Origin of the sequence: Tissierella pigra (assembly GCF_018917845.1) — a bacterium.
Taxonomy (GTDB): domain Bacteria; phylum Bacillota; class Clostridia; order Tissierellales; family Tissierellaceae; genus Tissierella; species Tissierella pigra.
In genome coordinates this window covers 3,419,168-3,442,255 of the sequence record NZ_JAHLPJ010000001.1, presented here as the reverse complement: position 1 = coordinate 3,442,255, position 23,088 = coordinate 3,419,168, and the positions used below count along the sequence as shown (strand labels likewise).

Here is a 23,088-nt window from a genome sequence, read left to right as displayed (position 1 = left end):
TCCATATAAATAATTGATTTGATTCATCTGCATAAGTAGATGTACAATAGCAATTGGGAAAACTAGTGAATAAAATAAGTTTAGGAGGATTAGAATGAAAAATAAAAAATGGTTAGTGTTACTACTTGCTTTAGTGATGGTAGTATCTACAGCTTGTGGTAATAAAACTCCAATAGAAGAACAAACAACTGATACATCAAAGGATACGGCACAAGAGTCAGTAGCTCCACAGAAAGTAGATGGAGGAATCCTTATACTTCCAATTGGAAGTGACCCTAATGTAATGAATCCATTATATGCAGGGGATAGAGTTACAATGACTATAAATAATGCAATATTTTCACCATTATATGTTGTTGATGAACAAGGAACAGAATTCTATTTAGCTGAAAGTATCACACCATCAGAAGATTATTTAACATATACTTTGAAATTAAAATCAGGTATAAAATGGCATGATGGAGAAGATTTAAATGCAGACGATGTAATATTTACATTGAATTCAATAACTGATGAAAAGCAAAATGCTAACTCCAGAGGTTCCTTTGTAATTAATGGTAAACCAGTAGAAGCTAAAAAGATAGATGATTTAACAGTAGAATTTGTATTACCAGAAATTTCAGTACCATTTATGGGTAGCTTAGGTGGACTTCGTCCAATACCTCAGCATATATTTGAAGCAGAGGCAGATTTGCAAAAAAGTCCAAAGAATTTAGAACCAATAGGTTCAGGACCGTTTAAATTTAAAGAAATGAAAAGTGGCGAAAAAGTAGAATTAGTAAGATTTGATGAATACTTTGATGGAAAAGCAAATTTAGAATCAGTAGTATTTAGAGTAATAGCTGATCCAAATGCTGCAAATACAGCTTTATTAAATGGAGAGCTATCTGCTAGATATATTACTACTGCTGATTTAGATAAATTCAATTCAGAAGAAAATATTAATGTGGTGACATACAAAGAAGGTATGTTAAATAATATGGTATTTAAACTATCTAACAAAGATTTACAAAATGAAGATATAAGAAAAGCAATTGCATATGGAATCAATAGGGCAGAGTTAGTAACAGGAGTTTATAAATCAGAAGAATATGCAGAACAAGCATACTCAGTTTTTGTACCAAGTACACAATTCCATACTAATGAAGTAGAGAAATATGAATATAATGTAGAAAAAGCAAAAGAACTTCTTAAAGGTGCAGGAGCTGAAAATCTAAAATTAAGATTAGCATATATTAATTCAAGTAAAGAGAACGAAGGTTTTGGACTAATTATGCAGCAGCAATTAAAAGAAATTGGGGTAGAATTAGAACTTATACCTATGGAAAGAGGAGCTTTCTATGATAAGTTACTAGATGCTTCAAGTACTGATTTCGACTTAGCATTTAACGGATATGTAATGGGAGTAGAGCCAAACGGATATAAGCCTTTATTCCGTACAGGAGATTTTAACAATTTCATGGCATATGAGAATCAAGAATTAGATGCAAAATGGGAAGCAGGAGTAGTTGAAACAGATGAAGCTAAAAGAGCTGAAATCTATGAAAGTATTCAAAAACAATTAATGGACGATATGGTAGTATATCCAATAGCCTACCCAAATTCAATTGTAGCAATAAGCAGTGAATTTGGTGGAATAGAAGAAGCAACACCAGCTCCAATATTTATGTTTAGAGATTTATCTAAACTTTATATCATGAAATAATTTAAATAAAGTTCACAAAAGTAAACTGAATTTCAGTTTACTTTTGTAATTATATTAGGAGGAATTTTTGTGGTAAGAATGATTGTAAAAAGAGTGGTTCAAGCAATACCAATGCTATTTGCCATATCTATAGTTTCATTTCTTCTTATACAATTAGCACCAGGAGACCCTGTTCAAGCATATATTACTCCTGAAATGGGTCCAGCAGAAATAGAGACAATAAGGGAAAATATGGGGCTAAATAGTCCTTTGCATATACAATATATACGATGGCTAAAATCCACATTACAAGGTGATTTAGGCTATTCATTAGTAAATCATAGACCAGTAGGAGTACAAATAGCAGAGAGACTTCCAGCTACCTTAGGTCTCATGGGAGCATCTTTAATTACATCTATGATTATTGGTATTATAATAGGTCTTGTTTCAGCAGCCAACCAGAATAAGGCATTTGACAATATTGCAACTTTTATTTCTTACCTTGGGATTTCTATACCCAGTTTTTGGTTTGCAATGATGTTAGTATATGTTTTATCTTTAAAATTAAAACTTTTACCTAGTATTGGTATGAGGACCATAGGAGTTCATACAACTTGGGATTTAATAAAACATGGAATAATGCCTACAATCGTTTTAAGTTTACAAAGTATAGCAACCATAGCCAGATATATTAGGTCAAGTACCATATCACAGTTAAAAGAGGACTATGTAGTAGTAGAATATGCTTCAGGAGCTAGTAAAAGAGAAGTGTTATATAAGTATGTATTAAAAAATGCAATTTTACCTGTAATTACAATACTTGGAATGTCTTTACCAAACCTAGTATCAGGTGCATTTATTACAGAGAGTATTTTTGGATGGCCAGGTATGGGTCAGCTTGGCATAACATCTATATTTAGTTATGATTATCCCCTTATTATGGCTATTACCATGTTTTCATCTTTGATATTAATTATAGGAAATCTATTATCTGATATATTATATGGTATTGCAGATCCAAGGATTAAGGAGTTGAGTTAATAATGAATAGCAGGTTAAGAGGAAATTTAAAATATCAGTTAAAACAAAACAAACTGGGAATTATTGCTGTAATAGTCATAGCAATATTATTAATTGCATCTATTCTTGCTTTCTTAGCTCCTCATGATCCAAATAAAATTGATATAATGAACAGTTTAAAGTCTCCAAATAAGGAGCATATATTTGGTACAGATGAAATGGGACGAGATTATTTTGCCCGTGCATTATATGGTGGAAGAGTGTCCCTTACAGTTGGATTTCTATCTATGATAATCTCCACAGTAATAGGAACAATAGTTGGAACCATTAGTGGTTATTTTGGTGGAAGAATTGATAGTTTGATTATGAGAACTATAGATATTTTAATGAGTATACCTACATTTTTCTTGATACTTATACTAAACGCATATTTAAAACCTGGAATTCAAAATATAATTATAATCATAGGTTTGTTTAGTTGGATGGGAATAGCAAGGATAGTTAGAGGCGAGACTCTCTCAGTTAAGGAAAGAGAATATGTATTGTATTCAAAAGTTACTGGAGAAAAGTCTCGAACTATTATGCTAAAGCATATTATACCAAATATCTTTCCTACAGTTATAGTTGCATCAACCTTAAATATTGCAGGAGCCATACTTACGGAGTCTTCTTTATCTTTTTTAGGTTTAGGAGTACGTCAGCCAGACTCATCTTGGGGAAGTATGCTTAAATATGCTCAAGGATATATAGGAGATGCACCATATTTAGCTTTATTTCCTGGAATATTAATATTACTTACGGTACTTAGTTTTAATATTTTGGGAGATATATTTAGAGTTGCCTTTGAGCCTAAGGCAAATAATGATTAGGGGAAAGGAGTTTTAAAATGAAAGAGCCCTTACTAAACATAAAGGATTTAAAGGTTTCCTTTTTTAATAATAGCGGAGAAGTAAAAGTAATTCGTGGAGTTTCCTTTGATTTACAAAAGGGAGAAGTCCTTGGAGTAGTTGGAGAATCAGGAAGTGGAAAATCTGTTACATCTATGTCCATTATAAAACTTTTAAAAGGAACAGGACAAATCACAAATGGTGAGATTATTTATAAAGGCGAAGACATAGTTAAAAAATCTGAAAAAGAAATGATGAAAATAAGGGGTAATGACATAGCCATGATATTTCAAGACCCTATGACTTCCCTTAATCCAGTATTTACAGTAGGTTCTCAAATATCCGATGTTATCAGAAGACATCAAGGATTAAGTAAGGCTAAATCTAGGGAAAAGGCAATAGAAATGCTTAAAATGGTGGGAATTCCTTCACCAGAAGAAAGGTATAGCAATTATCCCCATGAATTTAGCGGTGGTATGAGACAACGTGCAATTATTGCCATGGCTTTAAGCTGTGAGCCAGATTTACTTATAGCAGATGAGCCTACTACAGCTTTAGATGTAACTATTCAAGCTCAAATCCTTCAACTCCTAATGGAGTTAAAGGAAAAAATAGATACTTCCATTATTTTAATAACCCATGATTTAGGAGTAGTAGCAAATACCTGCTCTAGAGTAATTGTAATGTATGGTGGACTTATAATGGAAGAAGGAACTGTAGATGATATTTTTTATAAGCCCATGCACCCTTATACAAGGGGACTTCTGCAATCTTTACCAAAGAAAAATACAGAAGAAAGACAAAGGCTTATACCTATAAAGGGAAATCCACCTGATTTAGCAAAAATAGTTTCTGGATGTCCCTTTAAAGAACGCTGTCCTCATGCCATGGATATATGTAACAAAGAACCAGAGTATTATTATGATGGAGAAAATCATAGGGCAATGTGTTGGCTTTTAGATAATAGTATAAAGAAAGGAGATGAATCTAATGGAAAATAAGAATAAGTTAATAGAAGTAAAGAATTTAAAGAAGTATTTTCCAGTAGGTAAATCCTCTTTATTTGGTAGCACCAATTATCTGAAGGCTGTAGATGATATTAGCTTTTATATAAATCAAGGAGAAACTTTGGGATTAGTGGGAGAGTCTGGATGTGGAAAATCTACTACAGGCAGAAGTATTATTAGAATGTTTGATATAAATGGTGGAGAGATATATTATAAGGGGGTAGATATATCTAAATTAAAAGAAAAAAAATTGAAACCCTATAGAAGAAAAATGCAGGTAATATTTCAAGACCCTTATGCCTCTCTTAATCCAACTTTAACTGTAAAGGACTTGGTATCTGAGCCTTTAGATGTTTACCATATAGGAAACAAAAAAGAAAGATATGAAAGAGTATTAGAACTAATAGAAAAAGTAGGACTAACTAAGGAACATTTAGATAGATACCCTCATGAATTCAGTGGAGGGCAAAGACAGAGAATAGGCATCGCAAGAGCTTTATCTATTAATCCAGAATTTATACTATGTGACGAGCCTATATCAGCCCTCGATGTATCTATTCAGGCACAGGTAGTCAATATGCTGGAGGATTTACAACATGAATTGGGGCTGACTTATTTATTTATAGCCCATGATTTATCTATGGTAAGACATATATCTCAGCGTATTGGAGTAATGTATTTAGGTAAACTAGTAGAAATAGGACCTAGCCATGCTATATATAAAAACCCTCTACATCCTTATACTAAAGCTTTATTATCCTCAGTACTAGAACCAGATCCAAAATTAGCCAGAGAAAATCCCATAAGAGTAATAGAAGGAGATGTACCAAGCCCTCTTAAACCTCCTACAGGATGTAGATTTGTCACTAGATGTAAATATAAGAAAAAGGAATGTAACAACCTGGAGCCAGAACTTAAAGAAGTAGAAAAAGACCATTTTGTGGCATGTCATTTATATTAAGAAAAAGTAATCACTCTGTATGCCCGTACAGAGTGATTAAAATATTTTAATTATTCCCCTCTTTTTTTCCTAAACTTTAATAAAACATAAATTACAACTCCAATTATTATACCATATGGCAAGAAATATATAAGAGATACAACTAAGTTTTCAATATTTGAAGTAAAGAAATATAGAGAATCCTTAAAGGCGTTTGCAATTTTAGTAGAAAAAGGAGTTTTGCTATTGTCTTTAGAACTTAGTTTTGATACTTCTCTTAATTCAAAATATACAGTAGAATAATCTATTTTATCATCCATATCCTTTATATTTATAGTTAAATTTTCTTTTTCATAGATAATGGTACTAAGTTGGTTTTCCAGTGCTATTATATCTTCCATTTTTTCTGCTTTATTTAATAATTCAAGGATTCTTTTTTCCTTTGCTTCCAAAACTCTAAGTCTAGACTCTGTATCTCTATAGGTTTTACTTATATCTTCCTTAGAGGTATTTTCTGAAATAACGTTGCCTATTTCCTTGAGTTCTTCTACAAACTGATTAAGATTTTCTTTAGGAATCCTTATGGAATGATGAGAGTTTTTTAATCCACTATGCTCAATATAATTATTATAATATATATCAGAGTTTTCAACATAGCCTTTATATTTTGTAATTAATTCATTCAACTTGTCAGTGGTAACCATGAATTCCTTTGTTTCCATAGAAATTAAAACTGTAGTTATTATCTTTTCAGGTTCAACTGAATCAATACTAGAGTTTTCAACTATTAAATCATCTCTAATTCCAGAAATTTTATTTTCCTCTGTTTCCATAGGTGCCATATCATAAGAAGTTTCTGATTTTGATATGCCTTTTCTAGCACATCCTGAAAATATTATGGAAAAACTTAAAATAAAAGCTACTATAAGGATTAATCTTCTATTTTTCAAATTTCTCATCTCCTTTTCCACTATTATACAATGATATGTCAAAGTATAGGTTACAAATTTTTTACAAAACTATTTAGATTTTAGGAATCGTCTAAAGAAGTTTTTAGGTACTGCCTTTGTAATTACCAAAATAAATATATAAGCTATTATGCCTACTAAAAGGCTAGATATAAATCCAATAAAATTAGAGCTTTGAAGGTTAGATAAATCATGGGTAGTTAAAAGTATTGCTCCAATCATAAATATAGTGGCTAAAAGAGGTTTTCCTATAATATCTAGATAATTGATATTCAGCTTAATTACAGAACGTAAAACAATTAAGTCCAAAATAAGAGCTACTATAATAGATACATAAAATGCAATAAAAAATCCGTTGATCCCAAATTGAGGATTTCCTACTAATATATAAATAAGAATAATTCTAATGACCATACTAATGATTCCGTTTATAGTATCCTGCACTTGCCTGTTTAGACCTAGAAGTACACCTGAAATAGTGTTCTGTAAAGCCATAAGAATAGTACCAAAAGCCATAATATATATATAAGGTGCAACCTTTATATCACTATATAAAAATACTGCTAAAGGTTTAGAAAACACAGTATATATTGCTGTCAAAGGCAGAGAAACAAGAATAGTTGCCTTTATAGATAGATTTATATCTCTTTTCATCTCCTTATATCTCTTTAAAGCCATCTGTTCTGAAAGACTTGGAATCAGGTTAAGAACCAAAGCAGCTGTAACTATAAAGGATAGATGAATAAGGGGCATAGCCATTCCCATAATTCTTCCAAAGGTTGATATAGCCTCACTGCTACTATATCCTGAAGCCATAAGTCTGCTAGGAATTAAAACAGTATTGGTAAACCTGAATACAACTTGAAAAGAACCAGCAACAGTTAAAGGAACTGCCATAGTCAAAAGTTTTAGAAACAAAGCTATACTGCTTACATTATGGGGAATTTTCTTCCTTTTATATAAACGATTTTTCCAGTATATGGACCATAGTAAATCGAAGGATTCTCCAATACTAAGACCAATTAGTGCTATTATAGCTCCGTTAATTGGATTTGTAGGCTTTACACAATATATAATAGCCATAACCCCAACAAACCTAGTGAAATGTTCAATTATTTGTGCAAGACCAGGAGTCACCATATTCTTCATTCCATAGAAATATGCTTTTAATACATTGCTTAAAGAAAATATAATAATAGCTGGAACCATAAAATATACTCCAAGAATCATATCTTTGTTTTTAAGCATTTTAACGGCTATAAAATCTGAGAAAAATATTAAGACTCCACTAAGTAAAATGGCCAATAAAAAATTAAATATAAAAGTTAGTTTAAAAATACCTTCTACATTATTAGGACCACTTTTAGAGTTTTCTTCTGCAATTATCTTTGTGAGGGCAGTAGGAATTCCAGAGATTGTTATAATCAAAAATGTCATAAGGGTAGACAATCCAATTTGAAATAATCCCATAGACTCTGCTCCTAAGAGTTTAGATAGAAAAATATCATAAGCAAATCCAATGATTCTCATAAAAAAATTCATAAAAACCATAAAAACTGAACCATAAATAAATCCGTTTTTATTCAAAAAAATCACCTCTTAAAAAAAGTCCAATATTAATTTATATGTTCTTTAAGTGATTATATTATCTTTATTATGGAACTTATGAGGAGATGGTCTAATTTTTATAGAATAAAATAAAAAATTGTATGTCAGAGAAAATTTACATAATCAAGTGACATACAAAGTAATATATTAACCATATTTAATTTTTATTTTCCACAACTTAAATGGATACTAAAAAGTGTAGTAAGTATTATTGTGAACTGTCGTCACAATGTTCTATTATTTTTTTCCTAAAAAAATAATATGTATAAATATATACAGGAATTGTTATGGGGTCACCAGCCAAAAATGATACCCAATATAAGCTGTTAAAACTTATATTTGTACTTAACAAGCTGATTACCCTTAAAGAAAGTCTTATTGAAAATATAAGAAGCCACGCATAATTAGTCGGTAGAAAAACACTTTCATCCATGTCTTTGATATATGGAATTTCAAAATCTTTAGCGAAAAAATATGAGTAAGACCTTTTTTTTATTATACAGATTAAGAGAATGACTACTAAAATAAAGTTTTCAAGTACAGCTGGATAAAACATGAACCGATCATTGCCCGAAAAAACACAGCCTAATAATGAAAATAGAGTTAGACAAAACCCGATTATAAGCGAATTGTTAATCTTTTTATGTTTCTTAAGATTGTATAAAATCATAATAGTACTGATGCTGATAGAGATGCTTAAAGCTATGGGTATTCCTAACTTTCCATACAATACTCTGAAAAAAACAGCTGGCAAAAACATATACAATAGTTGTTTTATGATATTTTTTATACTCATAATAACCTCCCTATATCTGTGTATTATATAAACTTAAACTCCGTTAATCTGCCCTTTAGCAAGAAGAACAGATAAAGTATATACTAGTTTTAATAATATCATAAGGTAGAAACTAAATCTAGGAAAATTATGGAATAAGTTATATCATTTTTTTGCAAGGAAATTGAACCTTTGATTTTTCGGAGGTGGATGTTTATTGTGAACAAGACCCTATTCCTCTTGTAGACAGAATTGTTCAATGGTATAATCTTATACTGTATACATAAAAAATTAAAAGGAGGATAAGATGAAGAATAGTAATAAGAGAGGATATATAGTACTGTCAGCCGCAGCAGGAATTAACTTTATTTCAGCAATAATGTATGTTTGGAGTGTAATAAGCAAGGCGCTTGTCACTGAGCTGAATTGGACAAGCAAAGAAGCATCTCTTCCCTATACTGTATTAACTATATCCTTTGTAATAGCAATGGTTATATTTGGGAAAATAGTAGATTCTAAGGGACCTAGAATACCTGCTACAGCAGGAGGTATTTTAATCGGAATAGGTTTGATTTGTTCAGGAATGACTACTAGCCCTATACTTATGGTATTTACAATGGGGATACTTGTTGGAGCAGGTTCAGGTATTATAAATGTTGCAACTACTGCTACTGTTGTAAAATGGTTTTCACAGGAGAAAAAAGGTATGGTAACAGGAATAGTAGTTGCAGGAGTAGGACTATCCTCTGCATTTTATTCACCATTATCCAATTACCTTATAAACTCAGTTGGTATATCTAGGACTTTTTCCTATTTGGGAATATTTGTTTTACTTACAGCCATACCATTATCTTTAATTATAAAGAATCCACCACAGAATTTTATTCCAGAAAATAAAGAAGTAAATAAACAGAAAAATATAAGTGTAGACTATGATTGGAAATATATAATAAAAGATAAATATTTCTATAAACTATGGGTAATGCTTGGATTATCTTCATCAGCTGGACTGATGATTATTGGACATATATCCAATATAGCAAAGCTTCAGATAAAATGGGAAGCTGGATTTATTTTAGTAATTATATTATCTATTTTTAACAGTTTAGGGAGAGTACTTGGTGGACTTATATCTGATAAAGTAGATAGACTTACTTTAGTTAGATTTATATTTATATTACAGATGATAAATATGTTTAGTTTCGCCGTATATTCAAATGTAGCATTACTTAGTATTGGTGTTGCCATAGCAGGACTATGCTATGGAGGAGGATTCGCCATATTTCCAGCCATGGCATCAGATGCCTATGGAAGTAAAAATTTTGGTATGAATTATGGAATATTATTTACGGCTTGGGGATTAGGAGGAGTAATAGGACCTATGACAGCAGCTACTATACTGGATTTTACTGGAACTTATAATTATGCTTATATAGTAGCAGGAGTTCTTCTTTTAATTGCCATAGGAATTACGTTCATGGTGAAGAAAAAATAAAAAATATATTGTAAATAAAAACGAATCCCTTCAAGGATTCGTTTTTATTTATCTAGAAGGAAACTTCTAGATTTAGAAACTTTATTTTCATACTATTAATACTATTATATTATCCTATAGATACAAGATGGCAGATAAATAATACCTATTAGAATACTAGGGCTAATTGAGATAAAATAATAATTAACAAAGTAAATAATAATTGGAGATGACAAAATGGAGAAGGAAAAATTATTTCAAGAAATAAGTGATGCTGTAGTAGAAATGGATGATGAATTAGTAGAGGAGCTTTGCAATAAATCTTTAGAGGTGTTCATACCACCTAATGAAACAATTACGAAAGGTTTAATATCAGGAATGGATAGAGTAGGAGAACTATATGAGGAAGAGGAATATTTTTTACCTGAAGTACTAATATGTTCAGATACTTTAAATATAGGACTAGATATATTAAAGCCTCATATTGAAAAAGAGGATAGAGAAAATACTATAAAAGTGGTTATTGGAGTAGTAGAGGGAGATACCCATGATATAGGGAAAAATTTAGTGAAAATAATGACAGAATCTGCTGGAATAGAAGTATATGATTTAGGGAGAGATGTTCCTCTTAAAAACTTTATTACAGTGGCAGAAGAAGTAGAGGCGGATTTTATCTGTATGTCAACTTTAATGACTACAACTATGATGGGAATGAAGAAGGTAATCGATATGTTAGAAGAAAATAATATTAGAGATAAATATAAAGTTCTAGTAGGTGGAGGACCTATATCTCAAAGATTTGCCGATGAAATAGGAGCCGATGCCTATGCTGTAGACGCAAACGAAGCAGTAAGAAGAATGAAACTAATTGCAAATAATTAAAATGGAGAGATACAATGAAGGAAAAAGAAAGAATTTTAAAAGTCTTAAGTGGAGAAAAAGTAGATAGACCTCCCGTCATATGCCCAGGAGGGATGATGAATGCTGCTGTTACAGAGATTATAGAAGATATGCACTCCAATCATAATATTGATGTGGAAGCTATGGTATCTACTGCTATTAAAGTAAGAGAACTTACAGGATTTGAAAACTATGGAGTTCCTTTTTGTATGACTTGCGAGTCAGAATCCTTTGGTGTAAAAATCAGTGAAGGTGACAAAAATAATGAACCAAGAGTATTGGCATATAACGAAGATGATTTAGAAAAAATAATGGATAATTTTGACCCAAATATAAATATGAACTTTAGGGCTAAAACTGTGATACAAGCAATTCAAGGGCTAAAGAATGATGAAATACCTGTAATAGGAAATATTACTGGCCCCATAAGTACAGCTACTTCTATTGTAGACCCCATGAAATTATTTAAAATGTTGAGAAGAGAGGCAGATAAGGCATATAAATTTATAGAATATATAAATTTATATCTAATAGAATATGCAGAAAAAATGGTTCATGCTGGTGCAGATATAATAGCGATTTCAGACCCTACAGCAACAGGTGAAATACTAGGTAGAAAGAACTTTGATAAATTTGCAATGCCCATGTATATTAAATTCTTAAATAGAATGAAAGAAATAAATATTCCTGTTATTATTCATATTTGTGGAGATGCAAAAACCATAATAGATAGTTTAGATACATTAGATGTTGCCGCCCTTAGCTTTGATTCCATAGTAAATATGAGATTTGCAAGAAAAACCCTTAAAACAAAACTTATGGGAAATGTAAGTACTTTACTGTTACAGAATGGATCTACAGATAAAATCATATCAATAACTAAAAATGCTATGGATTCTGGTGTGGACATTGTATCACCTGCCTGTGGTCTAGGTATGTCTACTCCCATAGAAAATCTAAAAGCTATGACAGATTATGTGAAAGGAAGTATCTAATGCCTATAGTTAAATTTACTAAAGAGAATATAGATGTTGAAGTAGAAACGGGAAGTTTTTTACTAGATGCCATTAGAAAGACAAAGTTAAAGATGGAAACCCCATGTAATGGTATGGGGTTTTGTGGTAAATGTAAAGTAATAATTAAAAAAGGACAGTTATCAGAACCAAGTTCTCAAGAAAGAGAAATAATCGATGAAAGTAAAAATGAAAGATTGTCTTGTATGGCAAAAGTTCTTGGAAATGTGGAAGTAGAAATAATACACAATGAAAAATCACTAAAAACAGTGCATAAAGGATTTAGTATTGATGTAGCTGTAGATAGCTCTATTAAATCTATTAAATTGCCAAGTATTCATAGAGAAAAATCCATACCTTATGTGGACTCTCTAGATTACTCCTTTAATTCAGTAGAACTATATAGAAAGATTAGTCATATGGAAGAAAATGATTCTACAGAAATATGGGGAGTCGTATTTAAAGAAGAACTAATGGACATTGGTAGTTGTGAAAAGAAAATACTAGGAGTAGGTATAGATATTGGGACTACAGGTGTTTCATATTATTTGATAAATTTAAAAGATGGAGAAATAATAGAAAGATATTCCTCTCTCAATCCTCAAACTCAATATGGAGGAGATGTACTTACAAGAATTTCATATTGTATGGAGAACCCATTAGGTGCTAGTGAAATGCAGGAATTAATAATAGAAGATATAAATAACTCCATAGAGATATTGTTAGGGAGTATTTATAATAATGATGCTATATATCATATTATAGTTTCTGCCAATACCACTATGATACATCTTTTACTTGGAATAAGTCCAGTAGCTTTATCTAAGGCACCTTATAGGTCCATAGTATTAAGTCCAAAGAATATTAAAGCAAATCATATAAATATCAAATCCAATAAGGAAGCAGTACTTAGTATAATTCCATCTGCATCATCATATGTAGGTGGTGATATAGTTTCAGGGATTATAGCATCAGATTTCCAAAATAATAAAGAGGCTATATTTATAGATATAGGAACAAATGGTGAAATGGCAGCCATAAAAGACGGAGAAATAATATGTACATCTACAGCGGCAGGACCTGCTCTAGAGGGAATGAATATAGAATGTGGGTGTCGTGCAGAAAAAGGAGCAATAGAAAGCTTTGATATAGACGAAGACTATAATATTCAATTTACCACAATAGGAGATGAAAATCCTACAGGAATTTGTGGTAGTGGATTAATAGATATAGCGGCGGCATTAGTTAAAAGAAATATATTGATGAAATCAGGAAGATGGAATAAAAACCTAGATTCTAAAATAAAAGATAGATTAGTAGATAAAAAATTCTATATAACTGAGGACATATATATTTCTCAAAAAGATATAAGACAAATTCAGTTGGCAAAGGGAGCCATAGCTGCTGGTGTAATTTTAATGCTAGAGGAAATGGAATTGAACATAGAGGAAATACCAAAAATATATATTGCAGGCTCATTTGGGTATCATGTTAACCCTAACAGTATAAAAATCATAGGGCTTATTCCCAATGGATTTAATGGAGAAATATATTTCTTAGGTAATACTTCTTTAGAAGGGGCTAGATTAGCACTAATTAATAAAGAATATCTTGAAAAAGCATATACCATAAGGAGAGAAATGAAAGTTTTAGAATTATCCATGGGAGAAAAGTTTCAAGATGTATTTATATCTCAATTAAACTTTTAGAAAAGGTGATTAAATGGCAGTTCAAAATATATTCAAATGTACAGGAAACGAAGTCGAAATAATACCTGATGAAATCCTACAGGAACTAAATATTTCCTATGAAGAAGGTAATAAAGAAGCATTAAAAATGTCAATATTGGCTAAGAAATTAAAAGACTATAATAATAAAGATTATTGTAGTCTGCCACTTTGTCATACAGTAGAAGCAGAATCTTTTGGTTCTACTGTAGCTTTTAATCCAGACGTAGGAAATAGAATAATAAAATATGGAATTGAGAACATAGACCAAATTTCAGAAATGGAAAAGATAGATTTAAAAAGGGGAAGAATATTTGAAGTTTTAAAGGCAATAAATATATTGAAGGAAGAAGGAGAAAATATAGTTCTGAATATAACAGGACCTATTAGTGTAGTTACTTCCATTTTAGATAGTCAGTTATTTTATAAATCCATAAGAAAAGAAAAGGAAATGATCAATAGATTATTGTCTATAATTGAGGACAGTATAGTGGAACTTACACTAAAAGCTATGGAACAAGAAGTAAATATTATTTCATTTGCTGATCCTACAGGAACTATAGATATAGTTGGACCAAAAGTATATAAAGAGATGTCGGGAAAATCAGTATATAATATATTGAAAAGGATAGAAGATAATATTACAGGAAATACAGTAGTTCATCTATGTGGCAAAACATCTACTTCCTTAGAGTCAATAGGACTTCTAGATATTGAAAGAAAGAAAGTGGAAGGTAAAACTTATTTTGAGATGATTGAAAACATAAAAAAGGAAGAAAAGGATATAAAGTTTATAGGTCATAGATGTTTAAAACTAAATAAGGCTTATGGTGAAATGATTATATGTAAACTGAAATAATGGAAATTTTCCTTTCCTAGTATTTTACATTTCTAGAAATTTATATTGACATATAATGATTATTTTGATATGATACAAAACAAAGGAATGATAATGATTATCAATATCATGAATAATCATTTAATAAATAATAAATTATTTCAAAAAAAGGAAGGGATAAATATGAAGAAAGTATCTATAATATATTGGTCAGGTACAGGCAATACGGAGGAAATGGCTAATTTAATCTCCAATGGAGCTAAGGAAAATGGTTCTGAGGTAAAGTCAATTCCTGTTGGAAGTGCAAAGGTAGAAGATGTAGTTGATGCGGATGTTTTACTTCTTGGTTCACCTTCAATGGGAAGTGAAGTAATTGAAGAAAGTGAGATGGAACCTTTTGTAGAATCTATAAAAGATAATGTAAAAGATAAGGTAGTTGGATTGTTTGGTTCCTATGATTGGGGCGATGGAGAGTGGATGCGAAACTGGGTTGAAAGAATGAATTCTTATGGTGCAAAGGTATTTGAAGAAGGTTGTATAGTCAACTTATCGCCAGAAGGAGAAGAAGCAGATAAATGTGTAGATTATGGTAGAAGAATTGTAGGATAGGTAGAAAAATGACTAGCAATTTATTATTGAGTTTTTTAAAAGAAATAGAATCATTAAATGAAGAAGATTATATAGAGAGTTTTATTGGCTATATGTTATCTCCAGTTATTACAGGTATTAAACCAGCTTCTACAATAACATTAAAAGATGGTAGAAAAAAGTTTTATAGTTTTTGGTGCCAAAATGGTAAGTACTTACTGTATAAATATAATTTAGAATATATTGTACTTCAAGAAACAAAAGAAAGTGTTGTTCTGCTGGTTTATGATATGAATAATCTTTGCGAACATTTAAAGATAGAAAAAAACCATAGATTGCTATGTGATTTTGGTTATAATACAGATTTCCAATTACAGAAATGTTTAAACTGTTTAAAGAATAGAGTAAAAAGCGTAGAGGACTTTCCCCATGAAAGTGGTATATTTTTAGGTATACCATATGAGGATGTAATGGGATTTATCAATGGAGATGATTGTTTATTCAAGGGGTACTGGAAGGTATATACAAATGATTACAGACACGAAGAAATATTTGATTTGTATGATAAATCCAGAGAGATCTATATGTTAAATGTTTTAAACAACAGAAAAAATAAAATAAAAGATTTATATGCTAGACATAGGCAACAGTTGTATAGATATGTGGGCTAGAAATATTAATTTAAAAGAAAAAATCCTAAATAGGATTTTTTTCTTTTAAGTAATAAAGGGGGTATTCATATTTTAACATCAGAGATAATACGTGAATTTAAAATTTTTTCTAATATAAATAACACTTTGTCAGAAGAATTTGCTAGGGAGTTTAAATATAAAGATGCAAATAAAGAAATAAGTTTTGAAATTCCTGAACATATTGGGATTGGTAAATATAATAGGATTATTTTAAATAGAGATTTAGAGATTTATAGTAATAGTATAAAACCAAAGAAAAATATTGAGATGAGTGGTATAACAAAAGGAGAAATATTTCTATTGGCTATATGTACTGGAGAAAACATAGAATGGACTGAGTATAATAGCAACACAGAACTTCAGATGAATACAGGGGAAGGAATTCTATATCAAGTAAATGATATAAAAGAAGTTTGTAATTTTATACCCAATCATCATTATAAAGGAATTTCAATTATAATAAAACCTGATAAATTTAAAGAATTTATTTCATCTATTTCCTTTGATAAAAGTATTTTTAATAAAGATTATAAAAACTTTAAAATCAATAAATTTGTATTACCAGTGGAGAGCAAAATTGTTATAAAACAAATATTTAATTGTCCATATAATAATAATGTTAAAAACATATACTTAGAAGGAAAAATTATTGAACTTATTTCAATATGTCTAAATAATATTATAGATAAAGAAATAAATCATATGAATACCTTAAAGCTTTCAAAAACAGATTTGCAAAGTTTATATAGGGCAAAAGAAATATTAGATAATAGTATTTCCTCACCCATAACCCTTACTGAACTTTCTAGATTAGTTTGTTTGAATGAATTAAAATTAAAAACTGGTTTTAAACAGGTCTTTGGAAAACCAGTATATACTTATTTATTGGATAAAAGAATGGAGTTAGCACGTATATTTCTTGAAATTCATCATATTAGTGTTAACGAAGTTGCACAAATGGTTGGATACTCAAGTAGCAGTGGTTTTTCCAAGGCATTTAGTAAAAGATATGGATTTAGCCCCAGTGATTGCTTTTCTAGTATAAGATAAAAAATACTGATTGGCTAAAATAAAATACCTTTTGGACATAGCAAAAAGAAATAGTATTTAATATAATAGGTCTAATGATAATTATTATCATTAGACCTATTATATTGTTTAAAGGTTATTTGAAAGGAAGGGATATATTTGAAAGGACTAAAAAAAGCTTTTAGTTATGCAGAAGAATATAAAGGGAAAACTTATTTAGCTATTTTTCTTATTCTTTTAAGTGGAATAATGGGAGTAATCCCCTTTTTATTGACTTATGACATAATAATAAAATTTATTGAAAAAAGTAGTATAGGGATAAATTATTTATTGATTATGTCAGGAGGAATTATTTTATCCTTATTTTTAAAGGGATATCTTTATTTTCAAGGGTTAAATGCTTCACATGAAGCAGCTTTTGACACTTTAATGGGAATGAGGATTAAATTTGTAGAGAAAATGAGAAAAGCTCCATTAGGAGAAATAAATGCAAAAGGAGTAGGCAGTTATAAAAAGAATCTAATAGATGATATAGACTCTGTAGAAACTTTACTGGCTCATATGATACCAGAGGGTATCCCCTTTGTTATAGTTCCTATATTAATTTATACTATGATATTTGTTACAGATTGGAGATTGGGACTTCTTTCTTTAGGTTCAATTCCATTTGGATTTATTCCAATGATGTTTATGATGAAAAATGGAACTAAGAAAATGCCAATGTACTATAAATCGGCAGAAGATATGAATAATACAATAATTGAATATATAAATGGAATGGAAGTAATAAAGATATTTGGAAGAACTACAGATTCTTATAAAAGATATAAAGATTCTGTAGAAGGATATAGAGACTTTACTCTAGATTGGTTTAGAGAGTCTTGGACCTATATGGCAATGTATACTGCTGTACTTCCTTGTACTATTCTTTTATTATTGCCAGTTGAATTAAATGTGTATTTAAACGGAACATTGGAATTGAGTAAATTTATTTTCTCTTTAATGTTATCCATGAGTGCAGGAATGCCTTTAACTAGAATGTTAGATTTTGCACCTACAGTAATACAGCTTACTTATAAAATCGACCAATTAGAAAAGACCTCTGAAGGTGTACAATTAAAGGAAGGAAATGAATCCATAGCAATAAAAAAACATATTATAGAATTTAAAAATGTAACTTTTGCATATGAAGAGGAAGATGTCATAAAAGATGTAAGCTTTAAACTAAGGCAAAATACTTTAACAGCAATAGTTGGAGAATCAGGTAGTGGAAAATCTACATTAGCAAAACTTTTAGTACATTTTTGGGATATACAAAAAGGTGAAATAACCCTAGATGGAAAGAATATAAATAAGTTTTCTGTTACAGATTTAATGAATGAAATAAGTTATGTTTCTCAAGACAATTTTTTATTTAACACAAGTATTATGGAAAATATAAAAATAGGAAACCCTAAAGCAACAGAGGAGGAAATAAAAGAAGCTGCAAAACTTGCACAGTGTCACGATTTTATTGTGGAAATGGAAGAAGGATATAATACAATTGTTGGAGACTCTGGAGACAAATTATCTGGAGGTCAAAAACAAAGGATAACAATAGCTCGTGCAATTTTGAAAAACTCTCCTATTATTATAATGGATGAAGCAACAGCATTTACAGATCCAGAAAATGAAGATAAAATACAAGCCGCATTGAGCAAGCTCATAGTAGGTAAAACTGTTTTAGTAATAGCCCATAGACTTTCCACCATAGTAGATGCAGATAATATTATAGTAATGGATAATGGAGAACTAATAGCTCAAGGTACACATAAGGAACTTTTAGAAAAAAACCATAAATACAAAACTCTATGGGAGTCACATATGAAGTCTATGGACTGGGGTATACAGGTAGAGGAGGAAGAGTATGCTTAGTATAGTCAAAAGAATGATAAATTTTTCAGGGAAATATGGTGGTCGTTTAAAGTGGGCAATATTTCTAAGTATTTTAGAGTCATTTACTATAAATGTTCCAATTCTATGTATATTATATGGTTTGATAAAAATAAATAATAATGAATTAGTTAAAAAAGATATATTTGTTGTAGCCATAGGTATAGTTATTAGTGTTATTCTAAGAGCTTTATTTAGAAGATTAGTAGATGGATTGCAAAGCGGAACGGGATACAATATATTTGCTGATGAAAGAATGAAAATAGGAGATTATCTAAGGAATTTACCTATGGGATATTTTACAGAAGGAAATATAGGATATGTAAGTGCAGTTTTGTCTTCTGATATAAACTTCATAGAAGAACATGGAATGAATACTCTATCTAAAATAGTTTCTAGTTCAATAGGAGTAATCATAAGTTCAATTATGATTACTATACTGGATTATAGGATTGGCATAGTGGTAATTTTAACGACTATAATTTCTTTTATAATTTCAAATATACTATTGAAAGTTTCAAGTGAATCCTCTGTACAAAAACAAGAAGTTCAATCCAGGCTTATAAGTGCTGTAATAGAATATGTAAAAGGTATTCCTGTTATAAAAGCATTTAATTTGGAAGGGGAAAAATCAAAAGCTACACATAGAAGCTTTAAAGAAACTAGGGACATACTTATAAAATTTGAAAAGGTAGTAATAGCTCCATTTATTGCAATGGATACATTTATAGCCATAGGAACAGGAGTTGTAATCTTTCTATCCTCATATTTTGTTATAAATGAAACTATGGAACTTCCAACTGCATTTATGATAATGATCTTTATTTATCAGATATTTCTCCCATTTAGAATCATAGGAGGTCAGTTGCCCTTAGGAAGAATAATGATGGCAGGATTAGACCGATATGAGAGGCTGATGGAAGAAGAAGTCCTACAAGAAAACAATAAAAAGGTACAGTTTAAAAATTTTGATATAGAATTTCAAAATGTGTCTTTTGCATATGAAAAAGAGGAAGTTTTAAAGGATATAAGTTTTAAAGCAGAAGAAAAAAGTATGACAGCTTTAGTTGGAAGCTCAGGATGTGGGAAAACTACTGTTGTAAATTTAATAGCAAGATTTTGGGATATAGACAATGGGGCTATAAAAATTGGAGGAGTAGATATAAAGGAAATAGGAATGGAAAACCTATTAAAAAATATAAGTATGGTATTTCAAAGAGTATACCTATTTAACGACACTGTTTTAAATAATATAAAGTTTGCAAAACCAGAGGCAACTATGGAAGAAGTCATTGAAGTGTGTAAAAAGGCTAGATGTCATGATTTCATCATGGAATTAGAAAATGGCTACAATACTGTTGTAGGTGAAGCTGGCTCTACACTTTCAGGAGGAGAAAAACAGAGAATATCCATAGCTAGAGCTATGTTGAAAAATGCACCTATTATCTTATTAGATGAGGCTACTGCAAGTGTTGACCCTGATAATGAAAGGTATATACAAGAGGCTATAAATGAATTAGTAAAAAACAAAACTTTGATTGTAATAGCCCATAGACTTTCTACCATAAAAAATGCTGGAAAGATATTAGTAATAGATAAAGGACAAGTAATCGAAGAGGGAAAACATAGTGAACTAATAAATAAAAAAGGGAATTATTATGAATTTTGGCAAAGGCGTATGGAGTCAAGAAGCTGGAAGATAAGTAGTTAAGGTGATTAACTATATAGGGATATAAAATTATTGCCAAAACCATCTAATGGTTTTGGCAATATTAAATAAGTTTTTTTAGTTATGTTTACAATTACAATTCTTGACTAAATTATATAAGGTTTTTACTGGGACTCCAGTAGCACCTGTTGGTAGGTATCCAGTTCCTTTAGATATATATGATGTTCCAGCTATATCTAAATGAACCCAAGGAATATCATTTACAAATTCTTCTAGGAAAAGTCCAGCAGTTATAGTACCTGCTCCTCTACCACCTATATTCTTCAAATCTCCAAAAGTGCCTTTTATAAGTTCTCTATATTCATCATTTGATGGAAGTTGCCATACAGGCTCTCCAGCTTTTTTAGCAGCTTCTTCTACTTCAGACATAAATTCCTCATTATTAGTTATGGCACCAGTATTTACACTACCTAAAGCTATGATACAAGCACCAGTAAGCGTTGCTACATCTACTATTTTAGTAGCTTTCTCAACAGTTGCAGCATAATATAGTGCATCGGCTAAAGTTAATCTACCTTCGGCATCTGTATTTAATACTTCAATAGTCTTACCAGCCATAGAACCTATTATATCTCCAGTTTTATAAGCTTCACCAGAAATCAAGTTTTCACAAGCAGCAACAATTGCTACTACATTTTTATTTAATTTAGATTTAGCAATGGATTTCATAGTTCCAATAACAGCACCAGAACCAGCCATATCAGTGTGCATAGTTACCATACTATCTGCTGGTTTAATACAGTATCCACCTGAATCATATGTTAAACCCTTTCCTACTAAAGCAAGTTTTTCTTCTGAATTTTTATCTCCGTTCCATTTCATAATAATAAACTGTGGCTCATTGGCAGAGCCTTTTGATACAGCTAAAAACGCTTCCATACCAAGTTCTTCTATTTTTTCTTGACCTAATACTTCTACTTCAACTCCAAGAGGAGATAATTCTTCCTTAGCCCTATTTGCCAATTCCTTAGGTGTCATAACTATTGCAGGTTCATTTACTAAGTCTCTTGTTAAGAATATACCTTCTACTATATTATTGATTTCTTCTATTCCTTCTTCTACCTTGTCTTTCTTATCTTCTAAAACATCAAGATAGAATTCTTTAACTGTAAGTTTAGTTTTCTTTTCAGATAAGTATTTTTCAAAGGAATACTCTGATTGTAAAAGTCCTTCTGCTATACTCATATTGGTTTTTCTATAGCAAAGGTTTTCAAATTTAGGTACAGTTATAAATGCTGACTCCACTTTTAGTTTCATCAATTCTTTACCTAAATTGAAAAAAGCTTTCCTTAGAGAATCAAGACTAAGTTTTTCTTCTTCCCCTAAACCTAACAATACTATATTACTTCCTTTATGTGATATATCTGAATAAACTTCACCACAATTACCTTTCCATAAGTCTCTTTCTTTTAGATAGCTATATAATTCAGCTGCCTTACTTACATTATCTGCATTTTTAAATACTGGAACAATTTCCACTTCTCCACTTTTACCTATTAATATTTTCAAATATAACACCCCTTTTTTTATTATGATTTATGTTGATTATCCATATAATTAGTATATCAAAGAAAAACATAATAAAGTAGGAAAATATAAAATATAGTTGTTAATAATCACACTGGATAAGAAAAATAATAAAAATACTAAGGGAACATTTGCAGGACACGATTTAATTCTTAGTGAATGCAAGATGAAAAGCCGTTAAGCAGTTTGCACTGTTTGAGCGTAGCGAGTTTGCAAACTGTAGGATTTTTAGCTGGAATGAGCTATAGAATTATTCGTGTCCGAAACAGTGAGTGTGGATTTTTATTATTTTTCAGAGTTATTGTGAATAGTAACATTTACACAAACAATTATTTTTAAATTTGGATTGCATAGTTTAATGCCTTATGTTATCATATAATCCAATGGGTGAGTAACTCAGCTGGGAGAGTGTTTGCTCGACAAGCAAAAAGTCGTAGGTTCGAGTCCTATCTTGCCCACCATATAATAACAAAACACCTAGATAATATTTATAATATCTAGGTGTTTTTGAACTTTAGATATAGCATAGAGTATTGTATTTTTCAAAAAATAAATAGTCTAAATCACATAATTAAGGTATAATTATAATATTGGGGGTGTGGGTATGAGGCAAAGTAAATTTACTAAGGTTGTAATTTATTTACTAATAATATCATTTTTTATTGGAATAATTATACCTGTAATAACATCTTTAGTTATATAAATTGCCAGAAGCTAGTCTTCTGGCATTACTTGTTAAATCTTCAGTAA

18 protein-coding genes and 1 tRNA gene are annotated in these 23,088 nt (G+C 30.4%); 16 read left to right on the top strand and 3 right to left on the bottom strand.

The features are described from left to right. Positions 1-94 precede the first annotated feature (94 nt). The 5 genes from KQI41_RS16755 to KQI41_RS16735 all read left to right on the top strand — a co-directional run bounded on the left by KQI41_RS16755 (position 95) and on the right by KQI41_RS16735 (position 5,559). Positions 95-1,705, top strand: coding sequence for an ABC transporter substrate-binding protein (locus KQI41_RS16755; RefSeq protein ID WP_216585764.1), 1,611 nt, complete (start codon positions 95-97; stop codon positions 1,703-1,705). 78 nt (positions 1,706-1,783) lie between these two features. Beyond that, positions 1,784-2,725, top strand: a complete 942-nt coding sequence (locus KQI41_RS16750; RefSeq protein WP_154441739.1) for an ABC transporter permease — start codon at positions 1,784-1,786, stop codon at positions 2,723-2,725. A 2-nt stretch (positions 2,726-2,727) separates the two neighbouring features. Continuing rightward, positions 2,728-3,573, top strand: a complete 846-nt coding sequence (locus tag KQI41_RS16745) for an ABC transporter permease (protein ID WP_154441709.1) — start codon at positions 2,728-2,730, stop codon at positions 3,571-3,573. A gap of 17 nt (positions 3,574-3,590) precedes the next feature. Further along, a complete protein-coding gene (locus KQI41_RS16740; RefSeq protein ID WP_216585762.1) occupies positions 3,591-4,592 on the top strand; it encodes an ABC transporter ATP-binding protein in 1,002 nt (333 codons plus the stop codon). After that, positions 4,582-5,559: an ABC transporter ATP-binding protein gene (locus KQI41_RS16735; RefSeq protein WP_154441705.1), complete on the top strand. Its 978-nt coding sequence runs from the start codon at positions 4,582-4,584 to the stop codon at positions 5,557-5,559. The genes KQI41_RS16740 and KQI41_RS16735 overlap by 11 nt, the downstream gene beginning before the upstream one ends. Positions 5,560-5,609: 50 nt before the next feature. Here KQI41_RS16735 and KQI41_RS16730 read toward each other — a convergent pair whose 3' ends face one another. Further along, positions 5,610-6,488, bottom strand: coding sequence for a DUF4349 domain-containing protein (locus tag KQI41_RS16730; protein WP_195838016.1), 879 nt, complete (start codon positions 6,486-6,488; stop codon positions 5,610-5,612). A 69-nt stretch (positions 6,489-6,557) separates the two neighbouring features. Beyond that, positions 6,558-8,093 (bottom strand): putative polysaccharide biosynthesis protein, encoded by a 1,536-nt coding sequence (locus KQI41_RS16725; RefSeq protein ID WP_216585761.1) that lies wholly within the window; start codon positions 8,091-8,093, stop codon positions 6,558-6,560. A 1,103-nt stretch (positions 8,094-9,196) separates the two neighbouring features. Between KQI41_RS16725 and KQI41_RS16720 the strand changes: the two genes are divergently transcribed. From KQI41_RS16720 to KQI41_RS16675, 10 genes are all read left to right on the top strand, one after another. Then, positions 9,197-10,384: an L-lactate MFS transporter gene (locus KQI41_RS16720; RefSeq protein WP_216585760.1), complete on the top strand. Its 1,188-nt coding sequence runs from the start codon at positions 9,197-9,199 to the stop codon at positions 10,382-10,384. 216 nt (positions 10,385-10,600) lie between these two features. Continuing rightward, the gene (locus KQI41_RS16715) at positions 10,601-11,245 is read left to right on the top strand and encodes a corrinoid protein (RefSeq protein ID WP_216585759.1); all 645 of its coding nucleotides are present in this window, start codon (positions 10,601-10,603) and stop codon (positions 11,243-11,245) included. Between the two features lie 14 nt (positions 11,246-11,259). Then, positions 11,260-12,258, top strand: a complete 999-nt coding sequence (locus KQI41_RS16710; RefSeq protein WP_216585758.1) for a uroporphyrinogen decarboxylase family protein — start codon at positions 11,260-11,262, stop codon at positions 12,256-12,258. Further along, on the top strand, positions 12,258-13,985 hold the full coding sequence (locus KQI41_RS16705) for an ASKHA domain-containing protein (protein ID WP_216585757.1): 1,728 nt from the start codon (positions 12,258-12,260) through the stop codon (positions 13,983-13,985). Before KQI41_RS16710 ends, KQI41_RS16705 begins: the two co-directional genes overlap by 1 nt. Positions 13,986-13,998: 13 nt before the next feature. Then, positions 13,999-14,862, top strand: coding sequence for a uroporphyrinogen decarboxylase family protein (locus KQI41_RS16700; RefSeq protein WP_216585756.1), 864 nt, complete (start codon positions 13,999-14,001; stop codon positions 14,860-14,862). A 162-nt stretch (positions 14,863-15,024) separates the two neighbouring features. Further along, complete coding sequence (locus KQI41_RS16695) at positions 15,025-15,450, top strand: flavodoxin (protein ID WP_216585755.1); 426 nt, start codon at positions 15,025-15,027, stop codon at positions 15,448-15,450. Positions 15,451-15,458: 8 nt separating this feature from the next. After that, entirely contained in the window at positions 15,459-16,100 is a 642-nt protein-coding gene (locus KQI41_RS16690) for a DUF3793 family protein (RefSeq protein ID WP_216585754.1), read from the top strand. A gap of 126 nt (positions 16,101-16,226) precedes the next feature. Next, positions 16,227-17,171, top strand: a complete 945-nt coding sequence (locus tag KQI41_RS16685) for a helix-turn-helix transcriptional regulator (protein ID WP_154443023.1) — start codon at positions 16,227-16,229, stop codon at positions 17,169-17,171. A 138-nt stretch (positions 17,172-17,309) separates the two neighbouring features. Then, positions 17,310-19,064 (top strand): ABC transporter ATP-binding protein, encoded by a 1,755-nt coding sequence (locus KQI41_RS16680; protein ID WP_216585753.1) that lies wholly within the window; start codon positions 17,310-17,312, stop codon positions 19,062-19,064. Beyond that, positions 19,057-20,793, top strand: coding sequence for an ABC transporter ATP-binding protein (locus KQI41_RS16675; protein ID WP_154443022.1), 1,737 nt, complete (start codon positions 19,057-19,059; stop codon positions 20,791-20,793). The genes KQI41_RS16680 and KQI41_RS16675 overlap by 8 nt, the downstream gene beginning before the upstream one ends. Positions 20,794-20,868: 75 nt before the next feature. Here the strand turns inward: KQI41_RS16675 and KQI41_RS16670 are convergent, their stop codons facing one another. Continuing rightward, entirely contained in the window at positions 20,869-22,320 is a 1,452-nt protein-coding gene (locus KQI41_RS16670; RefSeq protein WP_216585752.1) for a leucyl aminopeptidase, read from the bottom strand. A gap of 403 nt (positions 22,321-22,723) precedes the next feature. On the opposite strand from KQI41_RS16670, the gene KQI41_RS16665 reads away from it, so the two are divergent. After that, positions 22,724-22,799 (top strand) — tRNA-Val (locus tag KQI41_RS16665). Positions 22,800-23,088 lie beyond the last annotated feature (289 nt).

Bases quoted from the DNA above. Each gene is read 5' to 3' on its own strand.
- KQI41_RS16755 (WP_216585764.1), top strand. From the start codon at position 95: ATGAAAAATAAAAAATGGTTAGTGTTACTACTTGCTTTAGTGATGGTA.
- KQI41_RS16750 (WP_154441739.1), top strand. From the start codon at position 1,784: ATGATTGTAAAAAGAGTGGTTCAAGCAATACCAATGCTATTTGCCATA.
- KQI41_RS16745 (WP_154441709.1), top strand. From the start codon at position 2,728: ATGAATAGCAGGTTAAGAGGAAATTTAAAATATCAGTTAAAACAAAAC.
- KQI41_RS16740 (WP_216585762.1), top strand. From the start codon at position 3,591: ATGAAAGAGCCCTTACTAAACATAAAGGATTTAAAGGTTTCCTTTTTT.
- KQI41_RS16735 (WP_154441705.1), top strand. From the start codon at position 4,582: ATGGAAAATAAGAATAAGTTAATAGAAGTAAAGAATTTAAAGAAGTAT.
- KQI41_RS16720 (WP_216585760.1), top strand. From the start codon at position 9,197: ATGAAGAATAGTAATAAGAGAGGATATATAGTACTGTCAGCCGCAGCA.
- KQI41_RS16715 (WP_216585759.1), top strand. From the start codon at position 10,601: ATGGAGAAGGAAAAATTATTTCAAGAAATAAGTGATGCTGTAGTAGAA.
- KQI41_RS16710 (WP_216585758.1), top strand. From the start codon at position 11,260: ATGAAGGAAAAAGAAAGAATTTTAAAAGTCTTAAGTGGAGAAAAAGTA.
- KQI41_RS16705 (WP_216585757.1), top strand. From the start codon at position 12,258: ATGCCTATAGTTAAATTTACTAAAGAGAATATAGATGTTGAAGTAGAA.
- KQI41_RS16700 (WP_216585756.1), top strand. From the start codon at position 13,999: ATGGCAGTTCAAAATATATTCAAATGTACAGGAAACGAAGTCGAAATA.
- KQI41_RS16695 (WP_216585755.1), top strand. From the start codon at position 15,025: ATGAAGAAAGTATCTATAATATATTGGTCAGGTACAGGCAATACGGAG.
- KQI41_RS16690 (WP_216585754.1), top strand. From the start codon at position 15,459: ATGACTAGCAATTTATTATTGAGTTTTTTAAAAGAAATAGAATCATTA.
- KQI41_RS16675 (WP_154443022.1), top strand. From the start codon at position 19,057: ATGCTTAGTATAGTCAAAAGAATGATAAATTTTTCAGGGAAATATGGT.